The 20,475-nt window shown below is 40.9% G+C and carries 16 protein-coding genes; 3 read left to right on the forward strand and 13 right to left on the reverse strand.

What is annotated here, in order from left to right; genetic code table 11:
* Positions 1-74: 74 nt before the first annotated feature.
* From BO15_RS0100625 to BO15_RS0100635, 3 genes are all read right to left on the reverse strand, one after another.
* Positions 75-2,051: a beta-galactosidase gene (locus BO15_RS0100625; protein ID WP_052169688.1), complete on the reverse strand. Its 1,977-nt coding sequence runs from the start codon at positions 2,049-2,051 to the stop codon at positions 75-77.
* 93 nt (positions 2,052-2,144) lie between these two features.
* Positions 2,145-4,526, reverse strand: a complete 2,382-nt coding sequence (locus BO15_RS0100630; protein ID WP_033151593.1) for a ribonucleoside triphosphate reductase — start codon at positions 4,524-4,526, stop codon at positions 2,145-2,147.
* Positions 4,527-4,809: 283 nt separating this feature from the next.
* Positions 4,810-5,763 (reverse strand): tetratricopeptide repeat protein, encoded by a 954-nt coding sequence (locus BO15_RS0100635; RefSeq protein ID WP_033154581.1) that lies wholly within the window; start codon positions 5,761-5,763, stop codon positions 4,810-4,812.
* Between the two features lie 124 nt (positions 5,764-5,887).
* Between BO15_RS0100635 and BO15_RS0100640 the strand changes: the two genes are divergently transcribed.
* Positions 5,888-7,162, forward strand: a complete 1,275-nt coding sequence (locus tag BO15_RS0100640; protein WP_033151594.1) for an HlyC/CorC family transporter — start codon at positions 5,888-5,890, stop codon at positions 7,160-7,162.
* On the opposite strand, the gene BO15_RS0100645 is transcribed toward BO15_RS0100640, so the two are convergent.
* The 3 genes from BO15_RS0100645 to BO15_RS0100655 all read right to left on the reverse strand — a co-directional run bounded on the left by BO15_RS0100645 (position 7,125) and on the right by BO15_RS0100655 (position 9,532).
* Positions 7,125-7,880: a hypothetical protein gene (locus tag BO15_RS0100645; protein WP_167541193.1), complete on the reverse strand. Its 756-nt coding sequence runs from the start codon at positions 7,878-7,880 to the stop codon at positions 7,125-7,127. The two genes, BO15_RS0100640 and BO15_RS0100645, sit on opposite strands and share 38 nt — an antisense overlap.
* A 90-nt stretch (positions 7,881-7,970) precedes the next feature.
* Positions 7,971-8,492 (reverse strand): peptidylprolyl isomerase, encoded by a 522-nt coding sequence (locus BO15_RS0100650; RefSeq protein ID WP_033151596.1) that lies wholly within the window; start codon positions 8,490-8,492, stop codon positions 7,971-7,973.
* A 179-nt stretch (positions 8,493-8,671) separates the two neighbouring features.
* Entirely contained in the window at positions 8,672-9,532 is an 861-nt protein-coding gene (locus BO15_RS0100655; RefSeq protein ID WP_033151597.1) for an Mrp/NBP35 family ATP-binding protein, read from the reverse strand.
* Between the two features lie 402 nt (positions 9,533-9,934).
* Between BO15_RS0100655 and BO15_RS0100660 the strand changes: the two genes are divergently transcribed.
* Positions 9,935-10,711: a threonine/serine ThrE exporter family protein gene (locus BO15_RS0100660; protein ID WP_033151598.1), complete on the forward strand. Its 777-nt coding sequence runs from the start codon at positions 9,935-9,937 to the stop codon at positions 10,709-10,711.
* The gene (locus BO15_RS0100665) at positions 10,711-11,178 is read left to right on the forward strand and encodes a threonine/serine exporter family protein (RefSeq protein ID WP_033151599.1); all 468 of its coding nucleotides are present in this window, start codon (positions 10,711-10,713) and stop codon (positions 11,176-11,178) included. The genes BO15_RS0100660 and BO15_RS0100665 overlap by 1 nt, the downstream gene beginning before the upstream one ends.
* On the opposite strand, the gene BO15_RS0100670 is transcribed toward BO15_RS0100665, so the two are convergent.
* The 7 genes from BO15_RS0100670 to BO15_RS0100700 all read right to left on the reverse strand — a co-directional run bounded on the left by BO15_RS0100670 (position 11,132) and on the right by BO15_RS0100700 (position 20,103).
* A complete protein-coding gene (locus BO15_RS0100670) occupies positions 11,132-12,886 on the reverse strand; it encodes a glycoside hydrolase family 2 protein (RefSeq protein ID WP_052169690.1) in 1,755 nt (584 codons plus the stop codon). The two genes, BO15_RS0100665 and BO15_RS0100670, sit on opposite strands and share 47 nt — an antisense overlap.
* 146 nt (positions 12,887-13,032) lie before the next feature.
* On the reverse strand, positions 13,033-14,397 hold the full coding sequence (locus tag BO15_RS0100675; protein WP_033151600.1) for an MATE family efflux transporter: 1,365 nt from the start codon (positions 14,395-14,397) through the stop codon (positions 13,033-13,035).
* Between the two features lie 137 nt (positions 14,398-14,534).
* The gene (locus tag BO15_RS0100680) at positions 14,535-15,578 is read right to left on the reverse strand and encodes an electron transfer flavoprotein subunit alpha/FixB family protein (RefSeq protein WP_033151601.1); all 1,044 of its coding nucleotides are present in this window, start codon (positions 15,576-15,578) and stop codon (positions 14,535-14,537) included.
* 18 nt (positions 15,579-15,596) lie between these two features.
* Entirely contained in the window at positions 15,597-16,379 is a 783-nt protein-coding gene (locus tag BO15_RS0100685; RefSeq protein WP_033151602.1) for an electron transfer flavoprotein subunit beta/FixA family protein, read from the reverse strand.
* A 39-nt stretch (positions 16,380-16,418) separates the two neighbouring features.
* Complete coding sequence (locus tag BO15_RS0100690; RefSeq protein WP_033151603.1) at positions 16,419-17,588, reverse strand: acyl-CoA dehydrogenase; 1,170 nt, start codon at positions 17,586-17,588, stop codon at positions 16,419-16,421.
* Positions 17,589-17,793: 205 nt separating this feature from the next.
* Positions 17,794-18,666, reverse strand: a complete 873-nt coding sequence (locus BO15_RS0100695; protein WP_033151604.1) for a 3-hydroxyacyl-CoA dehydrogenase family protein — start codon at positions 18,664-18,666, stop codon at positions 17,794-17,796.
* 234 nt (positions 18,667-18,900) lie between these two features.
* The gene (locus BO15_RS0100700; protein WP_033151605.1) at positions 18,901-20,103 is read right to left on the reverse strand and encodes an acetyl-CoA C-acetyltransferase; all 1,203 of its coding nucleotides are present in this window, start codon (positions 20,101-20,103) and stop codon (positions 18,901-18,903) included.
* Between the last annotated feature and the right edge of the window lie 372 nt (positions 20,104-20,475).

Consider the following 20,475-nt stretch of genomic DNA (forward strand, 5'->3'; position numbering starts at 1 on the left):
GTCACTATAAAAATAGTAACTATTACTTTTCCCAAATACAATAAAGCAAATATTAAATTTTTGAAAACTTTTTGTTACCTCAGGCTTTCATTAAAATCCATATAAATTTCCTTATTCACTGGTGTGTAAACCATGTATGTTTCTTTACCATAGATAAGTGATGTAGGCACCTCCCATGGCTTGCCATAGTAATAACAGTCAGCCACCAACTTTCCATCTGCAATAATCTGCGCCACATCGAATTCCATATTAATAGAAACGAGTCCATCTGGACTATCCACAGATAGCTTTTTGCATAGAAGCTTTTTTCCACCACATACTGAAAACTCTTCTGGATAATCTAGCTCCGGAATATAAATACTGTCCTCAATGGCCAACTTTGTGTGGCATGTTTCCTTGCCGATTTTTCTTTCAATAAAGACTTTTCCATCCACTTTTCGCAAATATAGCGCAACCTCCCATGGTATTGTAACGATGGTCACATCTCCTATTTGTGTAGTTGCAATGTGGGTTGAATCCATGACTTCAAAAATCTTTCCATCCACAGAATACTCAGGCTTTACCCCAGGCACTGCTGCAAAGAACAATATATTATCATACTTGCACAATAATTGAGCAGTAGCATATTCAATGTTGTGTTTTGCAAATGATAAATTGAAAGGCAGAATAAATGCCACATCACCCTGCACGTCAAACTGAGGGAATTTTACGCTTCCAGTATCTATTACCACATTCTTTACATCGTTAAGCTTCAAGCTTCTTTGGTGATGATTAATAAATACGAAACCACTATGTCCATCAGTACGCATAGCATATCTAAGGCTATCTGCATCATCAGCTTCCACAAAAGTCTGACTTCCTACATGCTCCATTGGTGCCAAAATATCGCCAAAATCATTTATAAACATATGAAGCAGATTGCATAGTCTGTATTGATTCCTGACCTGGCCATACTGACCAATGCAAGTCATGAAATCGTAGTTCAAGATAGCATAATCATTAGGATATCCCGTAGCCTTGCTTTCATGCAATGTGGAAAGCTTGCCTAGCTTGTTAGTGCCGCCATGGTACATGTAATAGCCCACCAAGTTATTACCACAGCCAAGCTTTACCAAACTAAGTGCATAGGCATCCATTGGCGCCACATATGGCCTACGTATATACGAAGTAGGAAGTCCACTGCCCAGCTCGCAAGTAGCAAATGGATAATCCTCATATGGAAGTCTCCAGCCCTCGTCATCTGTTTCATTAATCAAATCTACACCTATGGCAGCATCATTTCTGATGGTATTAAATGTGAAGTGATGTGATGGAGGAAGCGGCTTTGTATGATCTAGCCATGGAGCATCCACATATGCGCCAAACACTGGCAGAAATTCCTTTACTGGAAACTTTGCTCCGTACAATCTATCCCATCCTGTCACAGTCCAAATAGGCACATCAAAACCAATTGAAATAGCTATTTCCTTGAGCTTTCCTAAGTGTTCGCACTGATCTACAAGCTCATTTTCAATCTGAATACCTATAATAGGGCCACCGTCTTTGAAGAAAAGCCCCTGCACTTGCTCATAAATCTTTGAATACCAGCCTCTGACACATTCCAAATATCCAGCGTCATTTGTTCTCAGCTTGAATCCCTTTTTCAAAAGCCAATCAGGGAAACCACCATTTCTAACCTCTCCATGGGCCCATGGCCCAATCCTTAGCATCACAGTAAGCCCCAGCTTGTCGCAAAGCTCCACGAAATACCATAAGTCCCGATCTCCAGTAAAATCATACTGCCCTTCTATCTCCTCGTGATATATCCAAAACACATAGAAAGCCACCGTTGTAATTCCACCAGCCTTCATCTTGGCCAGCTCCATCCCCCAGTCACTCCGAGGATAGCGCACAAAGTGAAACTCCCCCATTATTCCAATCCAAGGCTTGCCATCCTTCTCAAGGTACAAGCTATTTACCTGATAGCTACTTCCATCTGCTCTAACCTGCCCTAAGTTGAGATGATTACGTTTTATCTCGGCCTTCTTGTACTCTTTAAACCCGTATTCCATTTTCCTTCTCCCAATATTTAAACTACTCCTATGATAACAAAAAAATACTCTTATGGCTTGCCATAAGAGTATTTTTCATTTTAAAATCTTTGTTTAGTTTTCATCTACATATTTCTGGATGTTGCTTGCGTTAGCATAGCGCTTAACATCATCGCCGTTAACTACTACAAGAGTAGGTGCCTGCATAACACCATATTTCTTTGTCATATCAACCTGTTCCTCAGCATCTACAAGGATGTAATCCTCATCCTCAAGGATTTCCTTTGCTCTAGCGCAGTTTGGACATGTTTTTGTAGTGAAGAGGTATTTAACACCTGTTGTTGGCTCCTCTGAAACTACCTCAAGGTTGATTTCAGGCTTTTCAGCCTTTGCTGCCTGCTTTTCTCCGGCACGGCGGCATATAGAACCTGCAATATCGTAAAGCTTACGGTTCTTGTACTCCTGAGCCTTTCCTTCGTTCCAGTTCTGTACTGGACGATAGTAACCAGTGATACGGCTGTAAACCTCTGCTGTCTTGCCACAGTGTGGGCATGTGTAGTGCTCACCAGCGATGTAGCCATGATCCTTACATACTGAGTATGTTGGAGACAATGTGTAGTATGGAAGCTTGTAGTTTTCAGCAATCTTACGTACAAGATTTGCTGCTGATTCCCATGTAGGAAGCTTCTCACCAATAAATGCATGGAATACTGTTCCAGATGTATAAAGTGTCTGGAGCTCATCCTGAACATCAAGAGCATCAAAGATGTCTGATGTGTACTCTACTGGCATGTGTGAGCTGTTTGTATAGAATGGTGTGTCGCCTTCTTTACCTGCTGTAATGATATCTGGGAACTGCTCTCTATCATGCTTTGCAAAGCGGTATGTTGTAGACTCAGCTGGTGTAGCCTCAAGGTTGTAAAGGTCGCCGTACATCTCTTGATAATCAGAAAGACGCTCACGCATGTGATTAAGGACATCCTTTGCAAACTCCTGTGTCTTCTTGCTAGTCATATCTGCACGAAGCCAGTTTGCATTAAGACCTACTTCGTTCATACCGATAAGACCGATTGTAGAGAAGTGGTTGTTGAAAGTTCCAAGGTATCTCTTTGTGTATGGGTATAATCCCTCATCAAGAAGCTTTGTGATAACGCCACGCTTAATCTTAAGTGAACGCGCGCTGATATCCATAAGCTTGTCTAATCTAGCATAGAAATCTGCCTCATCCTTTGCCTGGTATGCAATACGAGGAAGATTGATTGTAACTACACCTACAGAACCTGTGCTCTCGCCTGAACCAAAGAATCCACCTGACTTCTTGCGAAGCTCACGAAGATCAAGACGAAGACGGCAGCACATAGAACGAACATCGCTTGGCTCCATATCGGAATTAATGTAGTTGCTGAAGTATGGAGTACCATACTTTGCAGTCATTTCGAATAATAGCCTGTTGTTTTCTGTGTCAGACCAATCAAAATCACGAGTGATAGAGTATGTAGGGATTGGATACTGGAATCCACGACCGTTAGCATCGCCTTCGATCATGATTTCAAGGAATGCCTTGTTAACCATGTCCATTTCCTTCTTGCAGTCCTTATACTTGAAATCCTGCTCTTTACCACCAACGATAGCTGGAAGCTCTGCCAAGTCGTTTGGTACTGTCCAATCAAGAGTGATATTTGAGAATGGTGCCTGTGTACCCCAACGTGATGGAGTGTTTACACCGTATATAAATGCTTCAAGGCACTTTTTAACTTCCTGATATGAAAGGTTATCAGCCTTAACAAATGGTGCAAGATATGTATCAAATGATGAGAATGCCTGAGCACCAGCCCACTCATTCTGCATAATACCAAGGAAGTTTACCATCTGGTTGCAAAGTACTGAAAGGTGCTTTGCTGGAGCAGATGTAATCTTTCCTGTGATTCCACCTAAGCCCTCCTGAATAAGCTGCTTAAGTGACCAACCTGCACAATAACCTGTAAGCATTGAAAGATCATGAATGTGGATATCTGCATTGCGGTGTGCCTGTGCAATTTCCTCATCATAAATCTCTGAAAGCCAATAATTAGCTGTGATTGCACCAGAGTTTGAAAGAATAAGACCACCGACAGAATATGTAACTGTGGAATTCTCCTTAACTCTCCAGTCCTCAACCTTAACATAGCTATCTACAACGTTCTTGTAATCGAGAACTGTAGACTTCATATTACGCATCTTTTCGCGCTGTTTTCTGTAAAGAATATATGCCTTAGCAACATCTGTATATCCAGTCTGCTCAAGTACGCTTTCTACTGAGTCCTGAATATCCTCCACCGAGATCTTGCTTTCTTTAATTTTGTTCTGGAAATCAGCCGATACTCTAAGCGACAATAATCCGATAATATCGTCGTTGTATTCCTTTCCAGTAGCTTCAAAAGCCTTTGCAATCGCATCGTTAATTTTGCCTAAATTGAATTCTGCGACTTGTCCATCTCTTTTTACAACATCAAACAATTCTACTCACCAAATATTCCTTTCTCTAGTATCCTTATAATGTCAAAAAAAGGACTCCCCCTTCACCTTCTTTAAAGGCACTTTCGACTTGTTTATATGTTATCAAAATATAGGGTGATATTCAATTTAAAAAGACTAGATATTGTGTTTTTCGTCATAATTACCTAAATTGTTTCCAATAATTTGATTATTTTCTAAGTAGAATCACGTTTCAACACACACAATATTTGGTATTTTAACACAAAATGGACACACCATATATAGTGTGCCCATTTTACCTATTTTATCTTGTCTCCAAGAATATTAACTCTTTTGATGCCGCTTCATCATTTGGATAGCTCTCAAGATATTGTGTCAACACATCCTTAGCTTCTGAGTATCTTTCCAGCTTTTCAAGTGCTGCAACCTGTCCCTTCATAAGTTCAGACATATTGTCTATTGAATCCAGACTCAACCCTGCCTGATAGTATCCCAAGGCATTTTCATAATTGCCATTTGTCATCTCTATATCGCCTAGTGCCGCAAGTGCGCTGCTGGTAACCTCATCAGATGCAGCATACTCTTCCAGTAGAGTCTGTGCTGAATCATAGTCCCCAGCATCCTGATATAGCTTTGCTAAGTAAAGCTTTGCTTCTATTATATCTTTATCAACTGCTGCCTGTAGGTATTCCTGTGCCTCTGTGGTTTGGCCAAGCATGTAGTATATTCTGCCCTTGTAGTATTTGCCATTGGCAGATTTATCAGATACATCCAAAGCGTTGTTTAAATAAACTAATCCCTGATCTGTGTAGCCTAAAGAATTAAGGTTTTCATAAATCTGTATATATAATAGATAGTTCTTTTCATCGATTGCTACAGCAGCATCATAATCTGTGATAGCTTCTCCGATTTCACCCTCTGTAGCATAAATGCTTCCTCTAAGGAAATATGCTTCGTAATTATCTCCATCATATTTAATAAGGTAGGTATAAGTCTTTACTGCATCATCAAATGAACCTGCAGAAAACTGAGCCGCCGCTTTGTAATAGTTTATATCTATTTCCAAATCAGTAACCTTACCAATAGATTTAGCAAGTGCCTGGTCAAAAAGGGTGATGGCTTCTTCGTAGTTGCCTGCATCCATCTGTTCAATTCCCTGGTCTCTCAGGTCGATTTCAGACTGGCTATATTTACCACATCCTACAAAGGATGCTGTCATTATTAAAGTTAGTATTGCACATAGAATTCTTTTTCTCATAGCATCCATTTTAGCAAAGATGAAGTCCTTTGGGTAGGTTATCCTTGCAACAACTTTTTACCAAATGTATAATTCTAGTTATTAACTGACGAAATAATATTTTGGGTAAAAGGAGCATACATTATTGGATACACACCTGTTAATTAGACTGATAATTCTCTTATTATTGTTAGTCCTTTCCGCATTCTTTTCATCGGCAGAAACGGCACTGACAACAGTAAATAAAATCAAACTGAAAACCATGGCAGACGATGGCAATAAAAAGGCAGCCAGAGTTTTAAATGTTGTCACTCGACCTAAAAAAATGCTATCGGCAATATTAATAGGAAATAACATTGTGAACCTGTCAGCCTCTTCCCTTGCAACAACCCTTGCAATAGACATATTTGGCAGCGTTGGAGCAGGAATAGCTACTGGTATTCTTACATTATTAATATTGATATTTGGAGAAATCACTCCAAAATCTATAGCAACCATCAATTCCACATCTCTCAGTCTTCTATTTGCACCTGCAATCAGTGGACTGATGTGGCTGCTCACACCAGTTATTATAATCATAAACTTCCTGGCCGGCCTCTGTATAAAACTTTTTGGAATCGATCCAGATTTCAAAGATGATACTATCACCGAGGATGAGCTCAGGATAATGGTAGATGCCAGCCATCAAAGCGGTGAAATTGAAGGTGATGAACGAACCATGATTCACAAGGTGTTCGACTTCTCCGATGCTTGCGCAAAGGAAGTTATGATTCCACGTATCGATATGACCATGGTTGATGCTGATATTTCTTACAATGATTTAATATCAGTATTCAAGGAAGACATGTTTACACGACTTCCCGTTTGCGAACCAGACAGTGAAAAGATTATCGGCATAGTAAATATGAAGGATTTCCTTGGACTTGTGCCTGGCGATGACTTCTCGGTAAGAAACTACCTTCGTGATGTTTACTTTACTTATGAAATGAAAAACGTATCTGATCTTTTTGATGAGATGCGAGAAGAATCTACAACAGTTTCCATAGTGTTGGATGAATACGGTGATTTATCCGGCATGATTACTATGGAAGATCTGTTGGAAGAAATTGTTGGCGAGATTCGTGATGAGTATGATGAGGACGAGGAAGACCCAATCGTACGCCTAAACGATAGAGAATACCAGGTTCTCGGTTCAATGAATCTTGAAGATTTATGCAATATAATTCCGCTTGGCTTTACAAGCGAGGACTATGATACCATCGGTGGATACATAGTTGGAGCCTTTGATCATTTTCCAAACGCCGGTGAAACCTACGTATCAGAAAATGGCACCATAGTACGTGTGCTTGCAGTTGATAAGAAGCGTATCACTAAGCTTAGAATCAAATTACCTTATCAAGATACTGCTCCACAAGCATAGTTACATTGATTATTAGACCCAGACTAGCTACAGTTTGAAAGATTTCTTTCATTCTACGTGCTGGTTTTAGGGTCTTTTTTTCTACGGCATCATTTCTTGCAAGTTTTCTGTCACGGAATTTCTCATCTACAACAACACATTCATAATCCAGAACAATGAACAAAACTACTCCAATTGTATTAACAACAATAAATATAAACAGGGTAATATTTAGTCTACTTCTGAAATATAACGCCAAATTTGCAATCATAAAAATTGTCTTTTCAATTATGTAGATAAGCCTGTTAGTATTTAAATGTTCTTGCAGTTTTTTTCTAGAAGTTATCCACAATTCCAATTGATCTTGAAAATACTCAATGGTATCTTTGGTGGCTTTTCTCTCCTTGCTATGCGCCAAATACCCATTTAGACGTCTGATGGGTTCGCAATACAAAGCTTTAGTCATAAATCTGAATCCGCTATTAGGATTCTGAAGGCTCATAGCCTTAAACAAGAGCCTTTGCAATGGTTTGCAGGACGTTGTATTCATGTAGCATTCTTGTAGCAAGCTCTCCCATGGCACCTTTCTTTCCATTAAATAAAGCATTCTATTGAAATACAACTGTTTCATGCGAAAAGCCTTGTTGCTACTATGTTTATGGCAAATGGCCGCAAGTATAGAAATAGCCTCTACACCTATCCATAAGGCAAAACAAAGCCTTAAATTATTAAGTTCCATAATATTATTGGGATATGAATGAAATAAATGAAAAAGCGACACGCAAAACGCGTGTCGCTATAATATCACGATTCTTTGAACAAATCAAGATTAATGTGTTTCCGGTTCTGGATACTCAACTCCGAAAGTCTCTACTGTAACCTTCTTCATCTTCTGCTCGTTAACAGGTCTGTCTGACCAGTCTGTCTCAGTCTCAGCAATCTTGTTAACAACATCCATACCCTCGATAATCTTACCAAATGCAGCATAGTCGCCATCAAGATGTGGACTATTCTTGTGCATAATAAAGAACTGACTGCCTGCTGAGTTTGGCATCATTGTACGAGCCATTGAAAGTACACCTGGCTCGTGCTTTAAATCATTCTTAAAGCCATTGCTTGTAAATTCGCCATCGATAGAGTATCCTGGGCCACCCATACCTGTTCCGTCTGGATCTCCACCCTGAAGCATAAAGCCCTTGATAACTCTGTGGAAGATAACTCCATCATAGAAGTTATGGTTAATCAAGCTAATAAAGTTATTAACTGTGTTTGGAGCAATTTCAGGATAAAGCTCAGCCTTCATGATATCGCCATTTTCCATTTCAATTGTAACTACTGGATTCTGTGCCATAATTAATTCTCCTTATCCACCGTTTACGCCTATAACGCAACGGTTTTGCCAATAATTTATTTTAGTTTTAACATTACTAAGTGAAGCTGTCTTTAACAAGCTATTATATTTCTTAAGTGAGACGTGTTGTCGAACGAAGAAATCATAATGCTTGTTAAAGTAACAGCTGGATTTTAGTTTTATAAAGACTCAATTACTTGTTGTGCCCCTTCAAGGTAGTTATTCGGCATATCGAAGATGCGTCCTGCATCTGCAGCTGTTGCGAAGGCTCTATCTAGTGGCATCTTGCCAAGTACTGGAATATTAAGGCCTGCTGCCACTTCATCAATGTGGCTTTCGCCGAAGATTTCGATTTTCTTTCCACAATCTGGGCAGGCAATATATGAATAGTTTTCAACAAGGCCAAGCACTGGAATGTGCATCATATCTGCCATGTTGTATGCCTTCTTAACAATCATCTGTACTAATTCCTGTGGGCTTGTTACGATAACAATTCCGTCTACAGGAAGTGACTGGAAGCATGTAAGAGGAACATCACCTGTTCCAGGTGGCATATCTACAAATAGATAATCCACATCGCCCCACTGTGTGTCTGTCCAGAACTGCTTTACAACGCCTGCAATAACTGGACCTCTCCAGATAACTGGAGCTTCCTCATCCTCGAGCATAAGGTTGATAGACATGATTTTTGTTCCATCCTCTGCAACCTCTGGGAATGTACCATCATCGTTGGCCATTGCTGGGCCGTGTACACCAAACATCTTTGGAATAGATGGGCCTGTAATATCCGCATCAAGAATACCAACTTTGTAGCCTGCACGTGCCATTACTCCTGCAAGAGATGAAGTAACTAATGACTTACCAACTCCTCCCTTACCAGATACAACTCCGATAACATGCTTTATATTAGAATTCTTATTTTGTTGTTCTAAAAATGCTGTATTTCTAACACCCTTTTTTGCTGCCTCTGCAGAAGGACAGCCCTCACAAGAGCCTCTGCTACAAGAACTAGCTGAAGCACATGTTTCTTTCTCTGCCATTATTAGACCTCCTAATTTCTGTAATACGTCAAACATTATATCATAAATCCCCCAAATGCCCTACAACTCATAGGTTTATTTAAGAAAACATTAATAAATAATTTCTTGTTGATTTACGTGCCAACTAGAAAGTTGACTTATCCACAATTTCCACAATCGATTTTTTTCAGTTGAGGATAACTTCTATTTTCCATGTTATTAACATATTTATCCACACATTGCACTCAACTAAAATACCAACAAACGTTGATTTTATCAGTGATAACGTTTTAGTGATACACATTTCAACAAACAAAGTTTTCCCCAAAAGTTATCCACAATTGTAAATAACTACACATTTGGTTGAAAAACTTCTGTTAATAATGGATAATCAATGTAGAATTTTTATTTTAGGGAGCAACAATGTCAGATACAAAAAAAGTGTTATCCTTTGCTGTGGAACTAGGAGACATTCTTCTTAGAAATGGAGCAGAGGTCTACAGGGTCGAGGACAGTGTCCTCGCCATTTTAAATTCATATGATATTACAGACTGTGATGTGTACGTATTGAGCAACGGAATATTCGCAAGTGCAGATGAGGTTACAGAGCACGCCAGCTCAATGATCAGACATGTGCCTATGTATCCAACTCACCTAGGACGTATCGCTGGGCTGAATGCTTTATGCCGTGAAGTCTGTTCAAAAGAGATTACACTAGATGAAGCATGGGTTAAGCTGGAAGAATGTAAACGAATTCCATCTTACAATTTCCCAATGTTAATAATTGCCACTGCCATTGGATGCGGTGGATTTTCCTATTTATATGGAGGAACCGTTTTAGATGCTTTAATCGCATGCATAGTTGGTGCGGTCCTTAGATTATTCCTTTACTTCGAGGCTCGCATGGGTAATTCCAAAACAATTACCAACGTACTAGCAAGTATGGTTATATCCCTCACTGCTATTCTCTTTTATGCAGTAGGGCTTCCTGTTCACTACGACAAAATAATCATCGGTGCAATCATGCCATTAGTACCAGGTATCCCTCTTACTAACAGCATTCGTGATTTTATCAACAGTGACTACTTGTCCGGCTCTATTCGACTTATAGACGCCCTTCTTACAGCCTTCTGTATTGCTGTAGGAGTTGGTGTTGTTATCACCTTTGCTCATTTTATAGGAGGAGGTGCTTACATCTAATGATAGCTGATTACATTATTCAATTTATAGTAGCTATGGTGGCCACCTTAGCCTTTGCAATGATTTTTTCCGCACCAAAGTCAGAGCTTGTGTACTGTGGAATTTCCGGTGCAATCGGATGGATTTCCTATTCACTAATATCATCCATCCTTGGAGCACCAACACTTGGCAATATGGTAGGTTCTTTGTTCCTTACACTGTTTTCGCGTTCACTGGCTGTAAAAAGAAAAAATCCCGTCACCGTGTACCTTATAGCGGGAATTTTTCCACTGGTACCTGGTGCCGGAATCTACTATACTTCTTATTATTTAATTATGAACAACATGGAAACCTTTGGTTCTTACGGGTTATCCACTATCAAAACTGCAGGCGCAATCGTAATGGGAATCATCTTTGGTATGGCCTTCCCTCAAAGCTGGTTTAATACAGTTTTTGCACCTTCCTGTCATAAGTCATCAAGCCATTAACCTCATCTTCGATGTCAGTAGCTTGAGTAAATACAGCAGCACTTAGTCCCTCTTCCTGGAGGGACTTTATTTTTGCCATAAGCTCATCATAAGCATTCTGCAACTCATGTTGCTGTTGATATTTTTTGTATCCATAAACAGCGTCTCTCTTCACGTGAGTACCCACTTTAAGAGAATATCCACCATATTCAGAGATAACATAAGGTCTTCTATTTCGCTTTACCTTTAATTCTTCAAAATAAACATGTTCAGAGAATACATCTCCACAACCTTCATGGAACCAGCCGGAAGCTGCATCAATTGGCCTTGTATCATCGATTTCTTTGGCAAAATCAAGGCAACCTGCAGCATCAAACTGCCCCCATCCCTCATTAAATAGGCACCACTGGCCTAATGAAGGCACATTATAAAGCTGATGCATCATTTCCTTGCATTCTTTGAACCATACTTCCTTAGATTTTTCAGTGTTTCTTCCAGTAAATCTAAGGAAAAGTCTGTTTTTATCTTTGGCATTACCAAATGGTCGTACCACTGTAGGAATATTGCAAATCATATTCATATCGTATTTAGTTCCACCATTTACAATGTCCTGCCAAACTATCATTCCTAGCCTGTCACAATGGAAATACCAGCGCATTGGTTCAATCTTGCAATGTTTACGAATCATGTTGAAGCCCAACGATTTGATAGTCTCAATATCGTTTATCATGGCAGCATCTGAAGGAGGTGTCATGAGACTCTCAGGATAGTACCCCTGATCTAATATTCCATTCATAAAATATGGCTTATGATTCAGTGTAAGACGAGGTATCCCCTTCTCATCCCTATCTACACCAAAGTGCCTCATTGCAAAGTATGTAGAAAAGCTATCCTTGCCATAGTTTATATTTAAAAAATACAGAACAGGTTCTTCTGGCGACCACAGTTGATAATGATTAAGGTCCACGGTAACATAAAGCTTATCATCCTTGATTTTATCAACCCTATATTCTTTTATTAAATCCTGATTTGATGATGTGATATCTAGGTGTCCCTTCATTTCAGACACCTTTATTATCATTTTAAGCTTGTTCCCATCAATGTCAGGATTAAGCTTTAAATCTGTTACAAAAGCATCTGGGACCCATTCCATCCATACTGTCTGCCATATGCCGCTTTGTGCTGTATACCACATGCCTGATGGCTCAATACATTGTTTTCCTCTGGCATATCCAATTCTATCTGTATAGTCCCTAACCTTTACCTTAAGCTCGTTATTTCCCTCTACAACATAATCTGTGATATCAAAGGTAAAAGAAGTAAAGCCACCTTCATGAGAGCCTAAATTAATGCCATTTAAAGACACATGGGCCACCTGATCTACCGCTCCGAAATGAAGTAGCAAATGCTTAGACCTTTTCACCTTGTCTATTTCAAATACCTTTGTATATTCCAGTGTTTCCTCTGGAAGAAGCATGTGCATATCTGTACCAGAAAGCTTAGTTTCTGGTGAAAAAGGAACAAGTATACTGCCTGAACTGCATACCTGTCCCTTTCCGTTTATTATTCGATAGTCCCACTGACCATTTAAGTTAATATAAGATTTTCGCTGAAGCTGAGGACGTGGATATTCTAACAAGCCCTCAAACTTGTAATCCGTGCTCAACTCATATGTCTTTGAATCTTTACTAGGCTTAGCAATAGCTCCAAGCATTTCTTTCCAATACATAACTAACCCCCATAATCCGCCTGTCACGCTCACAAGCATGATAATTCTACGCTCGAGCATTTCTCGCTTTAGAATTATCATAGCTTGTTAGCTACAGGCTCACTTAGTGTTTAGCTTTTACCGCTTAACGTTTATTAATTCACGATTTAAATTCGCACCTCAGATGCTTTGCGCTTTACCCAGGCGCGATATACCAACACGAGGCAGATGCTGTGGACGCTAAGTGTCAACAGCCAGCTTCCTGGGTATGAGAAAAACAGTACTGATTGTGTATGATGAACACGGAAATATGTGGCAATCCAGATTAATCTGGTTGCACATGCCCCCAACAACGACACTATCATAGGAACTGTAGAACGTCCCAATCCTCTCAGCCCACCTGTTAGTGTATCCATGACTCCACAAAGGAAGTACGGACAACAAACCCAGAAAAGACGCAGTGTTCCGGCCGCTATAGCATCTGCACTGTCTGTGTAGATACCAAGCAATGGTGTTGCAAAATGGTATGCTAAATTGCCCAAAGCAAGACCAACAACCATTACAATTCCAAGTGTCTCAAATATTACCTTCTTAACACGATGCTCATCTCCAGCTCCGTAGTTTTGACCAACGAATGTAACTGTCGTCTGTGAAACTGAGTTCATAGAAACATACACGAAACCTTCGATGCTGGCAGCAGCTGACGATCCAGCTATTACCGCAGTACCAAATGAATTGATTGCCGACTGAATAACAACATTAGACAGAGAGAAGACAGTTCCCTGAATTCCAGCAGGTAATCCAATTCTTATAATACGATTTAATATTCTCTTATCTATTTTAATCTTAGAAAACTCAAGTCGTAATGCATCTTCTTGCTTCATAAAGAAGCCAACTAATAGAAAACAAGAGATATAGCTAGATGTGGCAGTAGCAATAGCAACTCCTGCAACACCCATATTGAAACAAATAACCAGAATAAGATTTAAAATAACATTAACAACACCGGCAATACTAAGGAAAACAAGAGGATGAGTAGTATCTCCTGCTGCCCTAAGAATTGCTGCCAGGAAGTTGTACAGCATGATAGCTGGCATCGCAATGAAATATATACGAACATACAAGGCTGCCAAGCCAATAACATCTTCAGGTGACCCCATTATCTCAAGTATAGGTCTGGCCAAAAACAATCCAACAAATACAAGAAATACGCCACAAATCAATGAAAAAGCAGTGCTTGTATGAACTGTCTTTTTAACGTCGTCATGGTGATTTGCGCCATAAAACTGAGCTGCGCATACATTTGCACCAACGGACATACCAATAAACAAGTTAGTCATTAAATTTATAAGGGAACCTGTAGAACCAACTGCTGCAAGGCTTGCTTCGCCGGCAAAACGACCCACTACTATTACATCAGCTGCATTAAAAAGAAGTTGCAAGACACCTGACAAAATAATAGGTATTGTAAAGATAATTAATTTGCCCAAGAGGGGACCATGGGTCATATCGATTTTTTTTGAATTATTCATAGGATGATTTTAGCACTTTACCTTGCAAAATAAAAGCTTGAGGGCAAGCCCATGTGGACTTGCCCTCATAAAATTAAAGAAAGAAATTATAGGAAAAATCTATACTTCTAAAAGAATAGATATTGCCCTTAAAGGAATTATTTTGAAGCGATCTCAGCCTTGAGTGCTTCTGTAAGAGCTGGAACGATCTTGTTAAGATCTCCAACGATACCATAATCAGCTACGTCAAAGATAGGAGCTGTCTCATCTTTGTTGATAGCGATGATGATATCTGACTCTTCCATACCTGCTGTATGCTGGATAGCACCAGAGATACCAATTGCAAAGTAAACGTTTGGACGAACAGTCTTACCTGTCTGACCAACCTGAAGATCCTTTGGCTTCCATCCAGCATCTACTACTGCACGTGAGCAAGATACTGTACCACCAAGAACCTCTGCAAGATCATCAAGGAGCTTGAAGTTCTCTGGAGAACCAACTCCACGACCACCAGATACAAGGATCTTTGCATCCATGATATCTACTGTTGTTGCAACGTTCTTTACTACGTTAAGAATCTCAACGAATCTATTGTTTTCCTTAAGCTCTGGCTTGAAGTTGATAACTTCTGCCTTGCGGCCTGCCTGCTTCTCAAGCTTCTGCATAACACCTGGACGAACTGTAGCCATCTGTGGACGGTTGTCTGGGCATGCGATTGTAGCGATTGTGTTTCCACCGAATGCTGGACGAGTCATAAGAAGCTGATTGTGCTTCTGCTCCTGACCTTCTCTAGCCTGAAGTGGGAAATCACCAATCTCAAGTGATGTACAGTCAGCTGTAAGACCTGTCTTTACTCTAGCTGAAACTGTAGGACCAAGATCACGACCGATAGCTGTTGCACCAACGAGCATAATCTCTGGCTTGTACTCATTAATATAAGCTGTAAGAGCCTGTGCATATGGCTCTGTACGATATGTTTCAAGTGCTGGATCATCAATAACAACAACCTTGTCTGCACCGTACTCACCAAGCTCATCTGCAAGGTTAGCAATGCCTGAACCAAGTACTACTGCTGTTACATCTGTTCCTAAATCTGCTGCAAGCTCATGTGCCTTGCCGATAAGTTCGAAGGCAATTGAGCTAAGTTTATTATCAACCTGCTGAGCGAATATAGCTACGCCCTTGTATTCTTCTAATGACATTATATTTGCCTCCTCTTATTAAATTACATGCTTTTCTTTAAGCTTGCCAACGATATATTCTACTGACTCCTTAGGATCAAGTGCAACCTTCTCGCCTGCACCCTTACGAACCTTATCAGAAGCCTTTGCAATCTTTGTTGGAGAACCAGCAAGACCGATGTTTGCATCATCAAGATCTGTAAGATCATCACGGCCCCATACTGTTACTTCCTTATCGAAAGCATCGAAGATTCCGCCTGGAGTCATATAACGTGGCTCGTTAAGCTCTGAAAGAGCTGTGATAAGACATGGCATCTGAGCCTTAATCTCATGATATCTGTCTTCATACTGACGCTTAACGATTACGCTGTTTCCTTCAACCTTAATATCCTCTGCATAAGAGATAACTGGAAGACCAAGGTGCTCAGCGATCTGTGGACCAACCTGAGCTGTATCACCATCGATAGCCTGACGACCTGTGATGATAAGATCATAATCAAGTTTCTTTACTGCAGCTGCAACTGTTGAAGATGTAGCCCAAGTATCAGCGCCACCAAGGCGTCTATCTGTAACAAGTACTGCTTCATCAGCACCCATAGCAAGAGCTTCACGAAGCATATCATCTGCCTTAGGAAGTCCCATTGTAAGAACTGTAACCTTTGCGCCTGTCTCATCCTTGATACGAAGAGCAGCCTCAAGGCCTGCCTTGTCATCAGGATTCATAATTGCGAGCATAGCTGCTCTATCAAGAGTTCCATCTGGGTTAAACTTAACGCCGCCCTTTGTATCAGGAACCTGTTTAATACATACTACGATATTCATGTATTTAATCTCCTTTAACTTAAATGCTACTAATCAAAATTATTTGAGCATTGAGCCAGAGATAACCATTCTCTGAACCTCAGATGTTCCCTCATAAATTTCTGTAATCTTTGCATCACGCATCATGCGCTCAACATCGTACTCTCTTGTATAACCGTAACCACCGTGGAGCTGAACAGCCTTTGTAGTAACAGCCATAGCAGCCTCAGCAGCGAAAAGCTTAGCCTCAGCAGCTTCTACAGAGTAGCTTGTCTTGTGATCAATGGCATACTGATCCTTTGTGCAAGCAGCCTTGTAAACAAGATACTTAGCAGCATCCATACGAGCCTTCATGTCAGCAAGCTGGAATGATGTATTCTGGAATGCAGCGATTGGACGACCAAACTGCTTTCTCTCCTTTACGAAATCAATTGTCGCGTCGATTGAGCCTTCACCAATACCAAGAGCCTGTGCAGCGATACCAATACGTCCACCATCAAGTGTGTGCATAGCGATACCAAATCCCTTGCCTCTTGTACCAAGGAGGTTCTCCTTTGGAATACGGCAATCCTGGAAGATAAGCTCGTATGTAGAAGAAGCACGGATACCCATCTTCTTCTCCTTTGTACCGAATGTAAATCCTGGTGTGTCCTTCTCTACGATGAATGCAGAGAACTTCTTAGACTTACGTCCCTTAGCATCTTCAACGATATCTGTAACAGCGATAACGATGTAGATATCAGCTTCTTTACCGTTTGTGATGAAGCACTTAGATCCGTTAAGTACCCAAGAATCTCCATCTTCAACAGCCTTTGTCTGAGCACCCTGAGCATCTGTACCAGCACCTGGCTCTGTAAGTGCGAATGCACCAAGCTTCTTACCACTTGCAAGTGGAACTAAGTACTTCTGCTTCTGCTCTTCTGTACCATATGTAAGAATAGGATCGCAGCAAAGTGATGTATGTGCTGAAACGATAACACCTGTTGTACCGCAAACCTTTGAAAGCTCCTCTACGCACATGATGTATGTAAGAACATCACATCCCTGTCCGCCGTACTCCTTTGGTACTGGAATACCCATGAAGCCATACTTCATCATCTTCTCAACGTTCTCACGTGGGAAGCACTCTGTCTCATCAATTTCCTGAGCAACTGGCTTTACTTCATTCTGAGCGAAATCTCTGAATAACTGTCTAGCCATCTCATGCTTTTTATCTAATGTAAAATCCATGATCTGAATCTCCTTAATATTTTTATGCCCCATTGCCCCTATTTCAACATGCTCCCGCAGGGCACCCTCCGCACTTTCGCGAGGGTCCTCCCGCCGGCGTAGGTCCTCCCTCGCTCGGCACGGTATCCCCTGCTCGCGCTTGCCAAGCTTAAGAGCAATGTGGCTGTTTGATATATACCCTAAGCCTTATCTGGCTTGTTACGATTTACTGAGCGTCTACAGCAGTCTTAGTACGGTCTGCGTTGTATACGTAGAATCCCTTACCAGACTTAACACCAAGGTTACCACCACGAACCATCTTACGAAGGAGTGGGCAAGCACGATACTTGCTGTCACCTGTTTCGTTGTAAAGAACGTCCATAATTGCAAGGCAAATATCAAGACCGATGAAATCACCAAGCTCAAGTGGTCCCATTGGGTGGTTAGCACCAAGCTTCATAGCTGCATCGATACCAGCGATATCTGAAACACCTTCCATCTTGATGAAAGCAGCTTCGTTGATCATTGGGATAAGGATACGGTTTACGACGAAACCAGCTGCTTCGTTAACCTGTACAGGAGTCTTTCCGATTTCCTCAGCAATCTTCTTGATTGCATCAACTGTCTCAGCAGGTGTGTTAACACCAGCGATAACTTCTACAAGCTTCATTCTATCTGCAGGATTGAAGAAGTGCATACCGATCATTGGACGGTTAAGACCATTTCCGATTTCTGTGATAGAAAGTGATGATGTGTTAGAAGCGAAGATGCACTCAGGCTTAGCGATTTCGTCAAGCTCCTTAAATGTTGTCTTCTTAACTTCCATATTCTCGAAAGCAGCCTCTACGATGAGGTCACAATCCTTGCAAAGGTCTTCCTTAACACCTGGAGTAATCTTAGCTAAGATAGCATCTACAGCTGCCTGCTCCATTTTGCCTTTTTCAACAAGTCTTGCATAACCCTTTGCAATCTTGTCCTTTCCGCCTTCTGCCCACTCCTGCTTAATATCGCAAAGAGCTACTTCATAACCATCAACCATAGCAAATGCCTTAGCAATGCCCTGGCCCATTGTACCTGCGCCAATTACGCCTACCTTCATTTTTAATTCCTCCTAGTATTTTTAGTCCGAGAAAACTATCTCATGTTTCAATGCTCCCGCAAGGCATCCCCCATTGGCAGCACCAGAAACTCCCCGCCGGCGTGGGTACCCCTCTGGTGCTACCATGGTGCCCCCTTGCTCGCGCTCGCCGACTCTGTGAAGTTTTCTCTCACTTAAATTTTTAAAGTATAATGAATAATTAAATATTCAAATGTAGTCTTATTGTCTTAACGATTAGCCTTCGTACTTCTCAACGATAGTAGCGCAACCCATACCGCCACCGATGCAAAGAGTAGCAAGACCCTTCTTGTACTCTGGGTTGTGAATCATATCGTAAAGTAATGTTACAAGAATACGAGCACCTGAAGCTCCTACTGGATGTCCAAGAGCGATAGCACCACCGTTTGGATTGAGCTTGTTAAGATCGAAGCCAAGCTCCTTACCAACTGCTACTGACTGAGCAGCGAATGCTTCGTTTGCTTCGTATACATCAAGATCATCAATTGTAAGACCTGCCTTAGCAAGAGCCTTCTTTGTTGCTGGAACTGGACCAACACCCATGATTTCTGGAGCGCATCCGCCAAGTGCACCAGCTACCCATGTAGCAAGTGGCTTAACACCAAGTTCCTTAGCCTTCTCCTCAGACATAACTACGAGTGCAGCTGCACCATCGTTGATACCTGAAGCATTACCAGCTGTAACAACACCGTTTGGATAAAGAGCCTTAAGCTTAGCAAGACCTTCCATTGTTGTGCCTGGTCTTGGGCCTTCATCTGTATCGAAGATAACTGTTTCTTTCTTCTTCTTGATTTCTACAGGAACGATTTCGTCCTTGAATGCACCAGTTTCGATAGCCTTGCAAGCCTTGTTCTGAGAGTTAACTGCGAACTCATCAAGCTCTTCTCTTGTAAGCTTCCACTGCTCAGCTACGTTATCAGCTGTCTTAATCATGTGGTAATCATTGTATGCATCCCAAAGAGCATCCTTAACCATTGTATCTACTAAAGCACCCTGGCTGTTTGATGGCCATGTCATTCTGTAACCGAAACGACCATTTGGAAGTGCGAATGGAGCAAGTGACATGTTCTCCATACCACCAGCTACAACAACATCAGCGTCACCAGCGATAATCATCTGAGCTGCCTGGTTTACACAGTTAAGACCTGAACCACAAACAACGTTTGTAGTAACAGCTGTTGTCTCGTTTGGAAGACCAGCCTTGATAGCTGCCTGACGAGCAACGTTCTGTCCTAAACCTGCCTGGATAACACATCCCATATATACGTGCTCTACGTCCTCTGGCTTGATTCCAGCTCTCTTAACTGCCTCTTTAATTACGATAGCACCTAAGTCTACTGCTGGAGTGTTGCTAAGTGATCCGCCCATTGTACCAATGGCTGTTCTACATGCGCTAGCAATAACTACTTTTTTTCCCATCTTTTCTTTCTCCTTTGTAGAAATAATTTGTTTTCGGTATTGATAAGTTCTTTCTTTTGTTAAAATTCAACAATTATCAGCTCTTAGAACTGTTAATTTTTTAACGAACCTTTTCAAAAAAAAAGAGCTCATCTCTCTCCGTCGTTGTGAAAATATTAACACAACTCCAATTTCATTTCAATGAGAATTTTTTCATACTTCACTGTGCATATGCTAACTTTCAGAATATTCATCATCAAGTTGCTCAATTCTCACACTCCGCTCGTTAAATAATTATCAAGAAATGGCTTATTTTCGTTAAAAAGGAAACCGCAATTTTAAATCGCGGTTTCCGAATTGTGTCTATGCATGTGAAAATTTATTATAAATTCG

It is taken from the genome of Pseudobutyrivibrio ruminis HUN009 (genome assembly GCF_000703005.1).
GTDB lineage: Bacteria > Bacillota > Clostridia > Lachnospirales > Lachnospiraceae > Pseudobutyrivibrio > Pseudobutyrivibrio ruminis_A.